Here is a 15804-nt window from a genome sequence, read left to right as displayed (position 1 = left end):
CATCACATTAACTCACTCTTTACGGCTGATACCTGACACCTGATACCTCCATACTTACCATATTACCCCCGAATCCGCCTTGACCCTTTAGTTATTAATAATGGTCACTAAACCATTAACAATGGTCAATTGATAATGGTCAATTGATAATTATTAATTGATAATTGTTAATGGCTGTCACCCTCTATTTTAGATTTGGGAGGAAAACCCGGGTTTTTTATGGCTGACCTCCCCCCTTATCTTGATAGAAGAGCCCTAAATTTTATTAAATCTTTACTTCTTTGAACGTCTCGTCCATCACCCCTTCCCTCCTTCTTTTAGTGAGCTCCCTTTCCAGTCAGAACAACTTCTACCGTCTGAAAAAGGATTCTTAAATCCAACATTAGACACATACGTTTTACATAAAGTAAATCATACCTCAATTTTCTCTTTACATCACAGATAGAAGAATCATACCGGTAGCGAACCTGGGCTAAACCTGTCAGACCAGGTTTCACACTTAATCTGGCTTTATATCCTGGAATAGTATGTTTGAACTCATTCACAAAAACCGGCCGTTCCGGACGAGGCCCTACCAGGGTCATTTCTCCTTTTAACACGTTAATTAACTGAGGCAATTCATCAGCTCGAGTTTTTCGCAAATAACTCCCTATTCTGGTAACCCGGGGATCATTTTTCTTAGCCCATACGGGACCGCTCGCCAGCTCAGCATCAACTCTCATCGTCCGAAATTTATACATCGTAAAAATACGGCCGTCCTTCCCCACCCGTTGTTGTCTGAATAAAGCCGACCCCTTTGAATCCAACTTAATAATAGTAGCCATCGCCAGCAACAATGGAGACAATAAGATCACCATCAGCGAGGAAACAATAATATCAATCCCTCTTTTAATAGTTAAACACAAATCGCGGTCCAAAACAAAACTTGCCCTTCTATAGTTACTCGTCTCCATCGGTAGATCACCAAACCTCTCTTCTAAGCAAGCTCTCATCTTTTGCTTGGCGATGTTTATCCTCTCGGCTCTTGGTCACCTCTTCCTCCACCTTCCTGAAAACTTGAAGTTTTCAGGAAGGTGGCTGCCTATGACAAAGCGCCCTTAGCCGCAACGATAAACATCGTCTTTTGCTCTTTTGCTTTAGAAATATAGCAACTTTTATGCCAAGTCAGAAAGAAATATATTTACCCACCTCTAACTCTTTATTAAACTTGGGGTAAGAAAGCTAAAAAAATTAAGGCCCCCTTTTTTTGACTATCAGCCTGTGTATATTTATTTAAACACTTTTTCGGTCATTTGGTAAAAATTTACACTTAACAATTTTATTTCCAATAAGTTAGATAAGTGTATAATAATTAAACACCCTGTCTAATTATGTAGACACTTCTCCTCTCCCCTGTCTCCAGGTTGTAACTGCTCCGGCCTCCGGTAATTGGTGATCAGTTATCGGTCGATCTCTATCCACCCATAACCTGATCACCCATAACCGATTACCTATTCCCCATCCATCAAATGTATCCCGACTATCTCTTTAAAACGCGTCCATCCCTTGAGCGCCACCGTCTGTAACCAACTCTTCCCCTTAAATTCTTTGGGCACCCGTGGCTTATCAGCCCAACCATCTTTTACTATCTTGATTAAGGTCACCTCAGGCCGACACAGAAATCTGATCTGTTTATGGGTCCAGCCTATCCCACGCGTGACATAAAGAAGGGTGTTCCCCACTTGATAGAGACCGCTTACATACTTAAGCCGGGCATAATCCTCTGTCAATTCCCTGATCCAGGCTATCCCCATCTGGCCACCGTGGATGTCACCCGCCAGAACAAGATCAATACCCATCTCAGAAGCAGGTTCCACTACCCACGGCTGATGTACCAGCAGTAAAGTAGGGGCCTCCTTCGGAAGATCAATCATTATCCTTTCCAAATCATCTATTACTTTGCGATGAACGTCAACTCCTAATAGGTAAAAAGGAGGACGATCTCCTATCCGAATCTTTCTGGTCTCATCCATTAAGAGGATTACTCCTGCCCTCCTCAACCGCTGAACTAATTCCTTTTGATCAAAAATTACGTGTTCATAGTCACCCCTTATCCCAAAAACCCCCTGAGAGGCTTGCAGGTTGCCCAGGACCTCAAGAGAAGCTTCCAGGTCATCTTCTTCTACAATATAATCGCCTCCCAGTAAGATAATATCTGGTTTTAAATCATTGACAATTTTGACTAACCGTCTCTCCCGATATCCTATCTTACCTCTTACGTGTAAATCCGCAATAAAAACAATCCTAACATCCTTTAATGGTTCGGCCAGGGGTGGACATTTTATTCTTACTTTTTCTACCTTTATCCAATTGAGTTCTATATATCTGGCATCAATGTAAGCCGTAATTATTATTAAGCCGGCCGCCAGAATCGGTAAAAGAACAAACAGTCCCACTCCCCCGAAAATAACTTTTTTCATCCGGTCTATTATACCTTTTTTTGGCGAAAAAGTCAAGTAAAATCTAACCTTTCCAGCCACAAAGACTCAGAGATTAAGAGCTTATCCTAAAGCCGATCCGAGCCGCGACCGTCAGGGAGCGACCACTGGCGCCTTCTATCCACCGGCAAACTGGCCATCATAAAATAACCCTCACCTTGCCTTCAAAATCAGGTTGCTTTTCTATTAATCTTATGGTATAGTAGTTATTAACGAAAAGTCCTCATAGAACTTTTATCCATCTTCTTACTTGCTCTACTGTTCCATATTGGGTATCAGGCAATATTATCCTTATACTATTTATACCTGTTCCTGACAGGATCAGGAAGCGGCTCTTGGATTTTAAGCGTTCAGCCACTAAGGCCCAAAGACGCAAACTCGATCCTCGATGCTCGATCCTGGATGCTCGATCCTGGATACTGGATCTTTGTAACCGTTCATCACATGGATGCTGGATGCTCGAAGCTGGTAAAGGATCCTGTATCCAGTATCGAGTATCGAGCATCGAGGATCGAGCATCGAGGTTGTGTCTTTGTGCCAGTGGCTGAACGCTTACCTTGGATTTTAGATGAGGTAATTATGAATCTTGAAAAAAGAAATATTGAAGTTTTAGATGAATTAATGATTGAGGTATTGAGAGAAAAGACTCCACAGCAAAGGCTAATTATTGCATTTAATTTATGGGAATCTGCCAAGAAACAATTAACAAATTATCTATCTTCTTTACATCCTAACTGGGATGAGGAAAAAATTCACTATGAAGTAGTAAGGAGATTATCCCATGGAACAATATGACTTACTTAAACATCTGGTAAATGCCTTTAAATCACTTGGAATTCAATATCTTATAACAGGTTCTATTGCTTCTATATTCTATGGAGAACCGAGGTTCACCAATGATATTGATGTAGTAGCAGATATTGGGGAACAGCATATTTCAGGATTGTTAAGATTATTTCCTTCAGATGAATTTTATATAAGTGAAGATGCAATAAGAGATGCAATCAGGCATAAATATCAATTTAATATTATACATCCAGCATCTGGTTTAAAAATAGATATTATTATCTGTAAAAAAGATGCCTTTGATAATAGCCGGTTTGCAAGGATAAAAAGGTTTTCTCCAATTGAAGATACACAAGCAAATTTTGCCTCTCCTGAGGATGTAATAATTATGAAGATGCGATATTATAAAGAAGGAGAATCAGAAAAACATATTAGAGATATAATTAGTATGCTCAAAATATCTGGTGATATGATTGATAAAGGTTACATTGAAAGTTGGGTAAAAAAGTTGAGATTGGATGATATATGGCAGGCTATTTTGCAAAGATTAAAAAATAAAGGTAATGTCAAATAGGACATACAGACTTCTCTAAATAGCCAATGAAAGGAGGCTATTTGGGGGACATTTTGTTAGGTCTTTCCCCAACTTTATATAGAAGGAGCTTGTCATTGGAATGTTAGCTACAGCAAAGGCAACTTATCATACCTTACCATAATTGTCAATATTTTTTATATTTTTTAAATTCAATTGTCTAATTATTCGACTTTTTGGGTCTCTGCCCTCATAAAAAGCATATCGCCAGACACCACGGTGAGGGAGATCGAAGAAGTCTGCCATAAGTCTATTTATCGGGGGTTCAGGTGGCCCTATCACAGATGGTAAAATTTGCCTTTGTCTGTGTTTTGGGCGTTGTGCTCAAATGATCAAGATAACCGATCTCTGGAAGTCCTTTGAAGGCAATCAGGTTTTAAAGGGAGTTGATCTGCACATCAGACGGAACGAGGTTATGGTTGTTATTGGGCAGAGTGGGGTGGGCAAGAGTGTATTACTAAAGCTGATTATAGGACTCCTTAAACCCGATCGCGGTCGAATTGAGGTGTTTGGACAAGATATTACCCAACTTGAAGGGGAAGATCTGCGGAAGATTCAAAGACGAACCGGTATGGTTTTTCAGGGAGCCGCGCTTTTTGATTCCTTAACCGTGAGGCAAAATGTAGGATTTTTCCTTTATGAGAATACCGATCTGGATGAAGCCACTATCTCCAGGGTGGTTAGGGAAAAATTGGTCTTGGTTGGGTTGGAAGGCATTGAGGATAAGAAACCGGCTGAGCTTTCCGGAGGAATGAAGAAAAGGGTGGGTCTGGCCAGGGTTATCGCCGCTGAGCCAGAGATCATCTTTTATGATGAGCCAACTACCGGCATAGACCCTATTCGGGGGGCGGGAATAAACCGGTTGATTAAAGAGTTGCAAAAAAAACTTTCTTTAACCTCGGTAGTAGTAACCCACGATATAGTCAGTGCTTACCAAATTGCTGACCGAATCGCTATGTTATACGATGGCCGAATCATAGAGGTGGGGAGTCCGGATCAGATAAGACAAACAAAAGACCCTTTGGTTCATCAGTTTATTACCGGCGAAGCCAATGGGCCGATTCAATAAGGTTGCGAGTTACGGGTTACTATTTAGGTAACTGCTCAAGACTAAGTTAAGCAGTTAGTTGGGAGACAAAGCAAAATTCCCTCTCCCTTGATGGGCTTATCCTTACCCACATCTTTTAAAAACCACGAAGAACACGAAGGGCACGAAGATAAAACAAATCTTTTAATCCTAATCTTTAAATAATTTTTTCTTCGTGTGCTTCGTGCTCTTCGTGGTTTATCCTTGATTTTCATCAAGGCAGGCTCTTGTTTACCCCATCCTTTTACCCAATTTGTGGGTAAGGATAAGCATCAAGGGAGGGGAAGCTTTTATGCCAACGCTGTCGTCGGTACAAAAGGAGATGAAACTTAACCCATAGCACTATAATCTGTAATGAGCTTACTTTTTTAACTTGATTTTGAGTAGATATGTAGTGTAACCTAACATGTTGAACAGTCAGTGAGTCAGCCGAAACGCTGATTTTGCGGCCAAGTGCGGGCAAATTCGGCCTTTTCGCTGGCCATAATCAAAGTGTCAAGTGTTCAAGATGTTAGGAAACGGTACAGATTTTGAGTAGATACCTATTTAGGCGTTACGGATGGCAGCTTCTCAAAGCTGGCCACTTATCGCCTGCCACCCCTAACTCCTAACTCGAAACCCGAAACAGTATTAGGAGCCAATCGATGCGGCCTGAACTAAAAGTCGGACTTTTTGTTACCATAGCCCTCCTCATTTTAGGCGGGCTGATAATGAGCCTCGGGGAATATCACTTCTACCGGCCAGGCTACACCATTACGGTTATCTTTAAGTATGTGGGCGGGTTAAAAGTAGACGCCCCGGTCATGTTAGCCGGTCTGGAAGTGGGCGAGGTGAAAAAGATGAAGATTAAGGATAGTAAGGTTCATGCGACTCTCTGGTTAGAATCCTTTGCCCGTCTGCGTCGAGATTCCAGGATAACCATTAACAGTTTGGGGATGATGGGCGAAAAATATATCGATATCACTACGGGATCGCCTGATTCACCTTATCTACCTGAAGGCAGTACTGTTATTGGCGAGGACCCTGTGAGTGTAGGAGATCTGCTTCTTAAGGGAGAAAGGATTGCCAGGGAGCTTTCTCAGGCGGTAAATGTCCTTAGTGATATGCTGAAAGGCGGAGAGGCCTTAGAGGATTTGAGTGCTATCCTTAAAGAAACTCGAGGAATAACCACCAAGCTAAATCAAACCCTTGAAAAGAATCAAGATAAGATAATTTCTACCTTTGATAACCTGAAGGAATTTTCCCTTTCCCTTAAAGAGGACAGCGCTCAAATTACGAGGGGAATCAAGGAAATAGAGAGAGAACTTCAAGCCGCTATAAAAGAAAACAGGGGTGATTTTCGAGTGGCCACTAAGCAGTTCAAGGAGGCCTCAGGTCAGTTGCAGGACATTTTAAGTGAAAATAGGCATGACCTGCGGACGGCTTTGCAGGAGTTTAGAGAAACTTCTCTTCGCTTAAAGACCGAAGTAGAAGACCTTTCTGGCCGAATCAGTAATCTTCTGGAAGATATAGATAGGGTAGTGATAGAAAATGAAGATGAACTTAAGTCTTTTTTCCTCAATTTAAAAGAGACTTCGGCCAGGCTGGAAGATATGTCTACCAGGTTTCAAAGGGCGGCGCATCAACTGGAAGAAGGGAAAGGCCTCTTAGGCGGCCTTTTTTATGATGAAAAAATGAAGAAAGAATTTATGGACACGATCTCGGCGATGAATAACCTTGTCAAGGATGTGGAGAAGCATCCCTGGAAATTGCTTAGGAAGTGATCAGTAAAAAGGAGTTATCCCTTTGCCAGGCAACATCAAATACCGCTGCCAGCAGTGTGGTTATGAATCTGCCAAATGGTTGGGCAGATGTCCGGGTTGTGAGGCATGGAACAGCCTGGCAGAAGAGATAGCCACTCCTCCCTCCTTTGGCTTGACTCATCCCTCCAGCTTGAATCCTCAACTCCTGTCCGAAGTTAAGCTTAGCCAACAAAGACGTCACCTGATTGGGATCGCCGAATTTGACCGGGTTTTGGGAGGCGGTCTTGTTCCCGGGTCCCTGGTCTTAATCGGGGGAGATCCGGGTATTGGGAAGTCAACCCTCCTTATTCAGGCCGCCGCCCACTTCAGTCGTGAACTTAGTCCCATCCTCTATGTTTCAGGAGAAGAATCCCTATCTCAAATCAAACTCAGAGCCGATCGATTGGGGGTTAATTCTGATCGGGTGTATCTTTTAGCTGAAACCAATTTAGAATTTATTATAAACGTGGTGGAACGGCTCAAACCAAAGGTCATTATCATTGATTCTATTCAAACCGTATACCGGCCGGAGATGGGGAGCAGTCCTGGAAGTGTGGCTCAAGTCAGAGAATGCACCAGCCTACTGATGCGTTTAGCCAAGTCTCAGGAAATATCGGCTTTTTTAGTCGGCCATGTAACCAAAGAAGGGGCTATTGCCGGCCCCAGGGTTCTGGAGCACATGGTCGATACGGTTCTCTATTTCGAAGGAAAAGACCACCTTACTCATCGTATCCTGCGCACGGTGAAAAACCGGTTTGGCTCAGTTAGTGAGATCGGGGTTTTTAGTATGGAGGAGAAGGGATTAATGGAGATCCTTAATCCTTCGGCCTCTTTTTTGGCCCAACGTCCTCATGAAGCCCCTGGTTCAGTAGTTTATGCCTCAATGGAAGGCACTCGGCCTATTTTGGTTGAAATTCAGGCCCTTGTTTCTCCCACATCTTTTGGTTTAGCCAAACGGGAGGCCATAGGCGTAGATTACAACCGGGTCTCATTACTTCTATCCGTGCTGGAGAAGCGACTCGGATTACATTTAGGAAATTACGATTGCTTTGTTAATGTGGCCGGCGGGATAAGAGTAACCGAACCGGGCGCCGATCTGGGCATAGTAGCCGCTATTGTCTCAAATCATAGGAATCAACCGATTGACGAGGTAACGGTTATTTTGGGAGAGGTGGGGTTGGCCGGTGAAGTCAGGGCTATCAGTCAGTTGGATCGAAGGTTGCTGGAAATAATCAAGTTGGGATTTAGTCGCTGTATATGCCCCCAATATAACCTAAAAAATAGAAAGCTTGCCTCCTCGATTGAATTAATCGGAGTCACGACGGTAGAAGAGGCCCTGAGCAAAATGGGGCTGTGGTAAACTTACAAAATTTGTAACTATTCAGCCACTGATTAACACGGATTAGCACGGATAAATAGCAGATAGCAGAGGACAGAAGACAAAGGTGAGAGTAGGGGCAACCCCTTGTGGTTGCCCAACACTGTGGTTGCCTTACAGACACGAATCACGGACACGGTTCACGGATTTAATGATTCATATATTAAAAAAATCAGTGTTTCATCCGTGTCCATCCGTGGCTGAGAATAGTTACCAAAATTTTTCCTTTGACTTCTACTCGGTTCTATGATATACTAAGGTCTAAAGAGATAGCTTAGCCTTTCAAATTTTATGCTTAAAAGGGGGGGAAGATGTTTAATGTTGGTGACCGAGTGGTTTATCCCTTACATGGGGCCGGCCTTATTGAAGCCATTGATGAAAAAGAGATTCTGGGGGAGTGGCAAAAATATTATGTCTTAAGACTTCTGATAGGCGATATGAAGGTTATGGTCCCGGTGAAATCAGCCGATCAAGTCAGGCTTAGGGGAGTTATTAAGCCGAATGAAGTAACGAAGGTGCTGGAGATCCTCGAGTCGGATTACAACGAAGCAGAAGAGAAAGAGATAGACTGGAAGGTTCGGTATAATAATAACTTGGAGAAGATTAAATCCGGCTCTATCTACCGAGTAGCGGAAGTAGCGAAAAGTCTTTCCTATCGAAACCAGGAAAAAGGACTCTCTGCGGGTGAAAGAAAACTTCTTGACAGCGCCTGTCAACTGATAATCAGCGAACTTTCCTGTGTTCAAGAACTTCCTCCGGAGAAGATAAATGCTACTATTGTCAAGATATTAGAAGCATCGAAGGAGTAAAAAAAGAAACCGTTACGGGTGATGAACCAAGCCCAGTTACTTAAAAAGAACAGGCAGGAAAGGGGGGAAAAGATGTTGGTCCTGGTGGTTATTAGAGCTGTTTTTATTATCCTGGCGGCAGGCGCCGGTTACTTTATTGGGTATAGTTTAGGTAATCAAATTGTGGGTCTTATCGTGGGCTTACTGGCAGGAGGGGCATTAATCGGCGCCGAGATAAAACTTCAGAAGGTGCCGGGAAAGGCTATTATTGTTGGGGCGACCGGTCTGGCGGTAGGATTTATCATAGCTAATTTATTAGTGTTGGCTCTGTCCGATACCCTGATAAAAAAATTTTACCTTAGCCTGCCCCTGAACCTTATTTTGGGATATTTGGGGATGATAATCGCCCTAAAGAAGGGAGAAGATATAGCGGGTATCCTTACTTGGGGGTCGGAGTGGTATTCGGAAAGGGGGGAAAAGGAAAAGATTCTGGATACAAGCGTGATTATTGATGGGCGTATTGCTGATATATGTGAGACAGGTTTCCTGGAAGGGACGCTGATTATTCCCCGGTTTGTCCTCCGGGAATTGCAGCGTATCGCGGATTCTTCGGATACGCTAAAGAGGAATCGTGGACGGCGGGGGTTGGATGTATTAAATAAGATCCAGAAGAAGGTCCATGTAAAAGTCAAGATTAAGGAGACTGACTACCCCGATTTAAGAGATGTTGACGCCAAGCTTGTTAGACTGGGCAAGGAGAGCGGGGGCAAAATATTGACTAATGATTATAATTTGAATAAGGTGGCTGAGTTGGAGGGAGCAAGTGTTCTGAATATAAATGAACTGGCTGAGGCATTAAAGCCTGTAGTTTTGCCTGGTGAAGAGATGTCTGTCCATATTATCAAGGAAGGTAAGGAGCCTGGTCAAGGGGTAGCTTATCTGGATGATGGGACGATGGTGGTGGTGGATAATGGGCAAGAGCATATTGGGGAGAAAGTAACCGTCTCTGTAACCAGTGTCTTACAAACCACGGCCGGTCGGATGATCTTTACCAAATTTCAGGATGAAGGCCGGTGAAGATAGCGGCTATAGTGGTGGCGGCCGGATCAGGCCAGCGAATGGGCCGTCCGAAGCAATACCTCGATCTGGGCGGGCATCCCCTCTTATACTATCCCCTCAAAGTTCTCCAACAATCTCCGCTGATAGATTCCATCGTATTAGTAGTGCCCCAGGGTGAAATAGACAGGGTTTTGGAGAAGATTGTCAGGTTTTACCGGTTCTCAAAGGTCCTCCGGATAGTCAAGGGAGGAAGGGAGCGGCAGGATTCTGTCTATAATGGCTTATCTAATGTCCCCCCTGAAACAGAATTAGTGCTGGTTCACGATGGAGCGCGCCCTTTCCTTACCCTTAAGTTAATAGAAGAAGTTATCATGGCGGCGGCTCGTGATGGAGCGGCTATCTTAGGGGTGCCGGTGACGGATACGATTAAATTAGGGAGTTATTGCCCACCTTCCACCGTCCATCGTCCACCGTCGCCTGTTACCGGGGGAACGCGAAACCCGGCCTGGGTAAAGAAGACCCTTCCCAGGTCAAGGCTCTGGGCTGTTCAGACACCTCAGGCTTTTAAGCGTGAGATCCTGGAAAGGGCCTTTAAGCAGGCTTATGCTGAGGGGTTTTATGGAACCGATGAGGCCTCGTTGCTGGAGCGTATCGGTGTGCCTGTCCGATTGGTCCCAGGATCTAATGAAAATATGAAGATTACCACGCCTAATGATCTGGCCTTAGCGGAGATTATCTTAAAGGGTAACCGTTCAGCCACAGATGCACACAGATGAAACACGGAAAATCCGTGAGCCGTGTCCGTGATTAGGGTCTGTCCTTAGGCTGTAGGGACAACCCTTGTGGTTGTCCGTCTACGGAACGGACATGGACAAGCACGGACAGGGCCTACACTTCCGCCTTCTGTCCTGTGTTATTTATCCGTGCTAATTCGTGCATACCTGAACGGTTATCTTAAAGGCGAGCAGAGATGTAACCCAGACTGCCGGTCTGGGCTAAGGTGAGACAGACTTCCAATCTGTAAAAATTATAGGTAGGATGCCTGTATCACTGTAACACAGACTTCCGGTCTGGGCTAAGAGCGTGTCTGAAAAGTTGATGTGTTAATCAGCCCCGTAGGGGCAAAATGTTTATAGTAGCCGTTTTTCTCATAAACCCAAGCTCCGTTAGGAGCGAAATGTTCAAGAAGTAAACTTAGCAAAGCGAACATGTCGCCCCTAACGGGGCTAAAAATAACGGTGGGCGCTCATGTCTATAAACATTACGTCCCTAACGGGACTTTTCAGACAGCCTCTAAGGAGTTTCTGGCCATGCGAACAGGCATAGGTTACGATGTTCATCGTCTGGCGGCAGGTAGAGATCTGATTCTTGGCGGCGTCAAAATTTCTCATACCAAGGGGCTTTTAGGTCATTCTGATGCGGATTGCCTCACGCATGCTATCTGTGATGCCCTATTGGGAAGCCTTGGGGCCGGAGATATCGGGCAGCATTTCCCGGATAACGATGGGCGCTTTAAAGATATTTCCAGCCTGAAGCTGCTGGAGACCGTGGTTAAGATGGTCGAAGCCAAGGGCTATCAGATCAACAATATTGATGCTACCATCGTAGCCGAGTCTCCCAAATTAGCCCCTTATATCTTCCAGATGCGAGAGACAGTCGCCCCTATCCTAAAAATATCTCTGGATCAAATAAATATTAAGGCCACTACCACTGAAGGACTAGGCTTTATCGGACATGCCGAGGGAATAGCGGCTTACGCCGTAGCAAGTATTGTCAGAAAAGAAGAGAGGGAAGGAAAGATACGAGAGGTAAAAAAATGACCACTACCCACCACCAGACGACCATTCGTCTTCGGTTTGCCCCCAGTCCCAGCGGGTATCTTCACGTTGGGGGAGCCAGGACGGCTCTTTTCAACTGGCTTCTGGCTCGAAAAGAAGGTGGTGTCTTTATCCTGAGGATAGAGGACACGGATCAGGCTCGATCGAGCGAATCGTCCATTGAGGTCATTCTTGACTCCTTGAGATGGCTGGGACTTGACTGGGATGAAGGGCCTGATGTCGGAGGTGAGTTTGGGCCTTATCGTCAGTTAGAACGAAAGCAGATATACCTTGACTATGCGGCCGCTTTACAGGATAAGGGACATGCCTATTGCTGCTATTGCACGGCTGAGGAATTAGAGGCCCGGCGAGTGCAAGCGCTTGAGGAAAGAAGACTCCCAGGCTATGACGGTCGCTGCCGGAGCTTAAGCTCGGCGGAGGCAGAAGCCTTGCGCGCCGAGGGTCGTTCCCCGGTTATCCGCTTTAAGGTCCCTGAAGAGAGGGACAGGATTGTAGTAGACGATAAGATCCGGGGGCGGGTGGAATTTGATCGAGATCAGATCAGGGACTTTGTTATTGTCCGTTCCAATGGCCTGGCGGCCTATAACTTCGCCGCTACAGTTGATGATGCCTTGATGAAGATCACCCACGTTATTCGAGGGGATGATCATCTGTCTAATACCCCCCGTCAAATCCTGCTGTATGAAGCCCTTGGGTTTGAGTTGCCTGTTTTTGCCCACATCCCGATGATCCTGGGAGAAGATGGACAGCGATTGAGCAAGCGGCATGGGGCAACTTCGGTCGGCCAATACCGCCAACTGGGTTATCTGCCTGAAGCCGTGGTTAATTATCTGGCTCTGAGGGGCTGGTCCCCTGAGGAGGCAGCCACCACCGGAGAAGAGATATATTCCTTAGAAGAGCTGGTGGAGAGATTCTCTTTGGAGAGGGTCACTAAAAATCCGGCCATCTTTGACACGGCCAAGTTGAATTGGATGAATGGGGTGTATCTCCAGCAGATTGACCTGGAACGAGTGACTGATCTGGTCATTCCCTATTTAAGGCAAGCAGGATTTGCACCGGAAGATTATGAAGGGGAAAAATTGAGGGAGATGGTGGACCTGGTTCGGGGGAGATTAAATTGTTTATCAGAGATTGCCGGCGAAGTTGACTGTTTCTTCAATTCTACCGTTCAGATAGCCGCGGAAGCAGTCGAGGTATTAAAGGCGGAATCATCTCCCCGGGTATTAAATGCCTTTAGAGAAAAATTAATGACCTTGCCTGAGCTTGATCTTGAATCAGTTAAGGAGGCAATTAAAGCTGTGGGACAAGAGCTTGGGATGAAAGGCCAGTCTCTTTTTATGCCTATTCGGGTAGCCTTATCCGGCCAATTACACGGCCCGGAATTGGTTCGCCTTATTTCTGTATTGGGAAGAGACCGGTGTTTAGCCCGGATTAAGGCGGCTCTGCTCAGGTGATCGGGCGATCGGTAATCAGTAACGACCGATCACCACTTTCTACCCACCGATAACCTGATCACCGACAACCGATTACCCGAGTAGTTACCGGATATAGTGAACGCTGTATCTACTCAAAATCAAGTTAAAAAAGTAAGCTCATTACAGATTATAGCGCTATGGGTTAAGTTTCATCTCCTTTTGTACCGACGACAGCGTTGGCATAAAAGCTTCCCCTCCCTTGATGGGAGGGGTTAGGGGAGGGTGAAATAAACAACCCTCTCTTATTGTTGCTAATACCCCATCTATATTTCTTAATATAAGGTTTTTAGCAAGAGTAATAATATTGCCCGCCCATTTCACCCTCACCCTATCCCTCTCCCATCAAGGGAGAGGGAATTTTGCTTTGTCTCCCAACTAACTGCTTAACTTAGTTTTGAGCAGTTACTATTCCGCCAACTGAAATCCGCCCTCGGCTTACTCCATATCATACTCGTCCTGGATTTCTCCTACGATCTCTTCCAGCAGATCCTCCATAGTGACCAGACCAGAGACATGGTTTTCTTCGTTGACAATGATCGCCATCTGGATTTTTCCCCGTTGAAGTTCTCGTAAGAGTTGGCCTGCCTCTTTTGATTCTCTCACAAAATAAGCCGGTCGGACTATCTTAGCTAAATCTATCCGGGACGATGTCCTTCCTTCCCCCAGGTAGGTCACAAAATCCTTGGCGTGGACAATACCGATGATTTCATCCAGGGAGTTTCGATAGATGGGTATGCGAGAAAAACCTTCTTTTTTAATCAGTTTCAGGATGTCGGTTGTTTCTGACCCCACCGGAGCGGCCACTATCTTCTCTACGGGGACCATAACTTCCTTAACAGTAGTCTTACCAAATTCAAAGATACTCTTAAATATTTCTCCTTCCTTCTCTGCCAGAACACCTTCTTTATGCCCTACCTTGACCGCCATCTTTATCTCTTCTTCTGTGACAAAGGGGTCTTGGCTAAAAAAGGGCATCCTTTCAAAAAGGGCTACCGCCCTATCAGTAAGCCCGAGTAGTCCAACCTGCAAGGGGGCGATAAATCCGGCCAACAGGTTAAGAGGCTTAGCCACTATCATGGTCATTGACTCCGCGTGCTTAAGAGCAAAGGTCTTGGGGAAGATTTCAGTGCAGATTAATAAGAGAATAGTCATCACTCCCACCGTTATGCCCACGCCAATGGCTTTACTAACTCCCATAGCATAGCATATATCAATGGCAATCGAGGCAGCCAGGGCTGAAGCCAGGATATTGACTACGGTGTTCCACAGCAGGAGATTAATCAGCAGCTTCCTGGGTGAAGATAGGAGACGACTGATTACCCTTGTCTTAGGTAATCGTCCAAATTCTCGAACCTTTAGTTCGCTTAAAGAAAATAAAGCTGTTTCAGATCCGCTAAAAAAGGCGGATGCAACTAAAAGAATGATGAGACTGCTCAGTTTTAACCACAGATATAAATCTGATTCGTCCAAGTTCCCTCCGATTAACTATTCAGGCAGATAGGCTGAAGACTGAAGGCTATTGAACTTCAGCCTTCAGCCTAAAAGCCTTCAGCCTTTATCTGTGCTTTGGGCCCTGCTATTTTATTAACTGAAAGATCAATACGGTCAGAAAAAGACCGATTAAGGAGCCGGATAGAACTTCCCAGAAGCTGTGGATTTTGAGGCTAATTCGGCTCTGGGCCACTATAAAGGCCAGAATAAACACCAGGATGATCATAAAGAGATTATTAGTGAGGAAGATAGTGGCTGTCCAAATGGAAAAAGCCACGGCCGCATGACCGCTGGGCATCCCTCCCCGGAAAGGGGTTCCTTTCTTGTAGATAGCTTTAATAAAAATAGTTATGATGATGACCACCATCAAGCTGATAAAGCTGACATGTTCAGGCATCTCCCGGGCACGTTCAATGACTGAGGTGTGAAGTAAGGTTTCCAGATGGACATAAAGAGTTAGATAACCGATAATTATAGCGTTAACCGAGGCTAATAAAACGGCGCCGGCCGCTACATCCTTAGCAATTTCGGCCAGAGGATGATAGGAATCGGAAATGAGATCGATCACGTTTTCTATGCTGGTGTTAACCATTTCCGCCAGAAGAACGAGGCAGACCGCAAACCAGAGGGCCATTAATTCCAGCCTGGTAAGCTTTAAAAAGAGACTTCCCACTAAAACAATCACTGAAGCCGCCGTATGTATCTGCATATTCCGTTCTGTTTTCAGGGCATAAAGAACACCCCAAAAGGCGTGATTTAGACTTTTAATCAGATCAGGACGTTTCATCTTGGGTAAGCTAACCCTCCAGGATAATCTTCGGTTTGACGTAATGTCTTACTTTAGACTATCATAATGTTTCTATTTTTGTCAATGGAAAAATGCGAGTAACTACTCAAAACTAAGTTAAGCAGTTAGTTGGGAGATAAAGCAAAATTCCCTCTCCCTTGATGGGAGAGGGATAGGGTGAGGGTGAAATGGGCGGGCAATATTATTACTCTTGCTAAAAACCTTAGAAAAAGAGCTACCACCCTCCCCTAACCCCTCCCATCAA

The 15804-nt window shown here is 44.8% G+C and carries 14 protein-coding genes; 10 read left to right on the top strand and 4 right to left on the bottom strand.

Annotated elements, in window-relative coordinates:
- Positions 1 to 317: 317 nt before the first annotated feature.
- Positions 318 to 992 carry a sugar transferase gene (locus AB1797_04380; protein MEW5766849.1) on the bottom strand — a complete coding sequence of 225 codons (675 nt, stop codon included), beginning with the start codon at positions 990 to 992 and terminating at the stop codon, positions 318 to 320.
- A gap of 498 nt (positions 993 to 1490) precedes the next feature.
- A complete protein-coding gene (locus tag AB1797_04375; protein MEW5766848.1) occupies positions 1491 to 2459 on the bottom strand; it encodes a metallophosphoesterase in 969 nt (322 codons plus the stop codon).
- Positions 2460 to 2879: 420 nt separating this feature from the next.
- Here AB1797_04375 and AB1797_04370 point away from each other — a divergent pair, with 420 nt between their 5' ends.
- From AB1797_04370 to gltX, 10 genes are all read left to right on the top strand, one after another.
- Positions 2880 to 3272, top strand: a complete 393-nt coding sequence (locus AB1797_04370) for a hypothetical protein (GenBank protein ID MEW5766847.1) — start codon at positions 2880 to 2882, stop codon at positions 3270 to 3272.
- Entirely contained in the window at positions 3259 to 3837 is a 579-nt protein-coding gene (locus AB1797_04365; GenBank protein MEW5766846.1) for a hypothetical protein, read from the top strand. The genes AB1797_04370 and AB1797_04365 overlap by 14 nt, the downstream gene beginning before the upstream one ends.
- 346 nt (positions 3838 to 4183) lie before the next feature.
- A complete protein-coding gene (locus AB1797_04360) occupies positions 4184 to 4924 on the top strand; it encodes an ABC transporter ATP-binding protein (protein ID MEW5766845.1) in 741 nt (246 codons plus the stop codon).
- 662 nt (positions 4925 to 5586) lie between these two features.
- The gene (locus AB1797_04355; protein ID MEW5766844.1) at positions 5587 to 6705 is read left to right on the top strand and encodes an MlaD family protein; all 1119 of its coding nucleotides are present in this window, start codon (positions 5587 to 5589) and stop codon (positions 6703 to 6705) included.
- Positions 6706 to 6727: 22 nt separating this feature from the next.
- Complete coding sequence (gene radA, locus AB1797_04350; protein ID MEW5766843.1) at positions 6728 to 8083, top strand: DNA repair protein RadA; 1356 nt, start codon at positions 6728 to 6730, stop codon at positions 8081 to 8083.
- A 329-nt stretch (positions 8084 to 8412) separates the two neighbouring features.
- On the top strand, positions 8413 to 8910 hold the full coding sequence (locus AB1797_04345) for a CarD family transcriptional regulator (protein ID MEW5766842.1): 498 nt from the start codon (positions 8413 to 8415) through the stop codon (positions 8908 to 8910).
- 21 nt (positions 8911 to 8931) lie between these two features.
- A complete protein-coding gene (locus AB1797_04340) occupies positions 8932 to 9966 on the top strand; it encodes a TRAM domain-containing protein (GenBank protein MEW5766841.1) in 1035 nt (344 codons plus the stop codon).
- Positions 9963 to 10724: a 2-C-methyl-D-erythritol 4-phosphate cytidylyltransferase gene (gene ispD, locus AB1797_04335; protein ID MEW5766840.1), complete on the top strand. Its 762-nt coding sequence runs from the start codon at positions 9963 to 9965 to the stop codon at positions 10722 to 10724. Before AB1797_04340 ends, ispD begins: the two co-directional genes overlap by 4 nt.
- A gap of 534 nt (positions 10725 to 11258) precedes the next feature.
- Positions 11259 to 11768 (top strand): 2-C-methyl-D-erythritol 2,4-cyclodiphosphate synthase, encoded by a 510-nt coding sequence (gene ispF / locus AB1797_04330; protein ID MEW5766839.1) that lies wholly within the window; start codon positions 11259 to 11261, stop codon positions 11766 to 11768.
- Positions 11765 to 13240 carry a glutamate--tRNA ligase gene (gene gltX, locus AB1797_04325; GenBank protein MEW5766838.1) on the top strand — a complete coding sequence of 492 codons (1476 nt, stop codon included), beginning with the start codon at positions 11765 to 11767 and terminating at the stop codon, positions 13238 to 13240. Before ispF ends, gltX begins: the two co-directional genes overlap by 4 nt.
- 456 nt (positions 13241 to 13696) lie before the next feature.
- On the opposite strand, the gene AB1797_04320 is transcribed toward gltX, so the two are convergent.
- Entirely contained in the window at positions 13697 to 14731 is a 1035-nt protein-coding gene (locus tag AB1797_04320) for a hemolysin family protein (GenBank protein ID MEW5766837.1), read from the bottom strand.
- Between the two features lie 106 nt (positions 14732 to 14837).
- On the bottom strand, positions 14838 to 15539 hold the full coding sequence (locus tag AB1797_04315) for a diacylglycerol kinase (protein MEW5766836.1): 702 nt from the start codon (positions 15537 to 15539) through the stop codon (positions 14838 to 14840).
- Positions 15540 to 15804: the final 265 nt, after the last annotated feature.

The sequence above is a fragment of the bacterium genome (genome assembly GCA_040753085.1).
Lineage (GTDB): Bacteria > UBA9089 > JASEGY01 > JASEGY01 > JASEGY01 > JASEGY01.
The sequence above is the reverse complement of the archived record's forward strand: the minus strand, read 5'-3'. Positions and strand labels throughout refer to the sequence as shown.

Bases quoted from the DNA above. Each gene is read 5' to 3' on its own strand.
- AB1797_04380 (MEW5766849.1), bottom strand. From the start codon at position 992: ATGAGAGCTTGCTTAGAAGAGAGGTTTGGTGATCTACCGATGGAGACG.
- AB1797_04375 (MEW5766848.1), bottom strand. From the start codon at position 2,459: ATGAAAAAAGTTATTTTCGGGGGAGTGGGACTGTTTGTTCTTTTACCG.
- AB1797_04370 (MEW5766847.1), top strand. From the start codon at position 2,880: ATGCTCGATCCTGGATACTGGATCTTTGTAACCGTTCATCACATGGAT.
- AB1797_04365 (MEW5766846.1), top strand. From the start codon at position 3,259: ATGGAACAATATGACTTACTTAAACATCTGGTAAATGCCTTTAAATCA.
- AB1797_04360 (MEW5766845.1), top strand. From the start codon at position 4,184: ATGATCAAGATAACCGATCTCTGGAAGTCCTTTGAAGGCAATCAGGTT.
- AB1797_04355 (MEW5766844.1), top strand. From the start codon at position 5,587: ATGCGGCCTGAACTAAAAGTCGGACTTTTTGTTACCATAGCCCTCCTC.
- AB1797_04345 (MEW5766842.1), top strand. From the start codon at position 8,413: ATGTTTAATGTTGGTGACCGAGTGGTTTATCCCTTACATGGGGCCGGC.
- AB1797_04340 (MEW5766841.1), top strand. From the start codon at position 8,932: ATGAACCAAGCCCAGTTACTTAAAAAGAACAGGCAGGAAAGGGGGGAA.
- ispF (MEW5766839.1), top strand. From the start codon at position 11,259: ATGCGAACAGGCATAGGTTACGATGTTCATCGTCTGGCGGCAGGTAGA.
- gltX (MEW5766838.1), top strand. From the start codon at position 11,765: ATGACCACTACCCACCACCAGACGACCATTCGTCTTCGGTTTGCCCCC.
- AB1797_04315 (MEW5766836.1), bottom strand. From the start codon at position 15,539: ATGAAACGTCCTGATCTGATTAAAAGTCTAAATCACGCCTTTTGGGGT.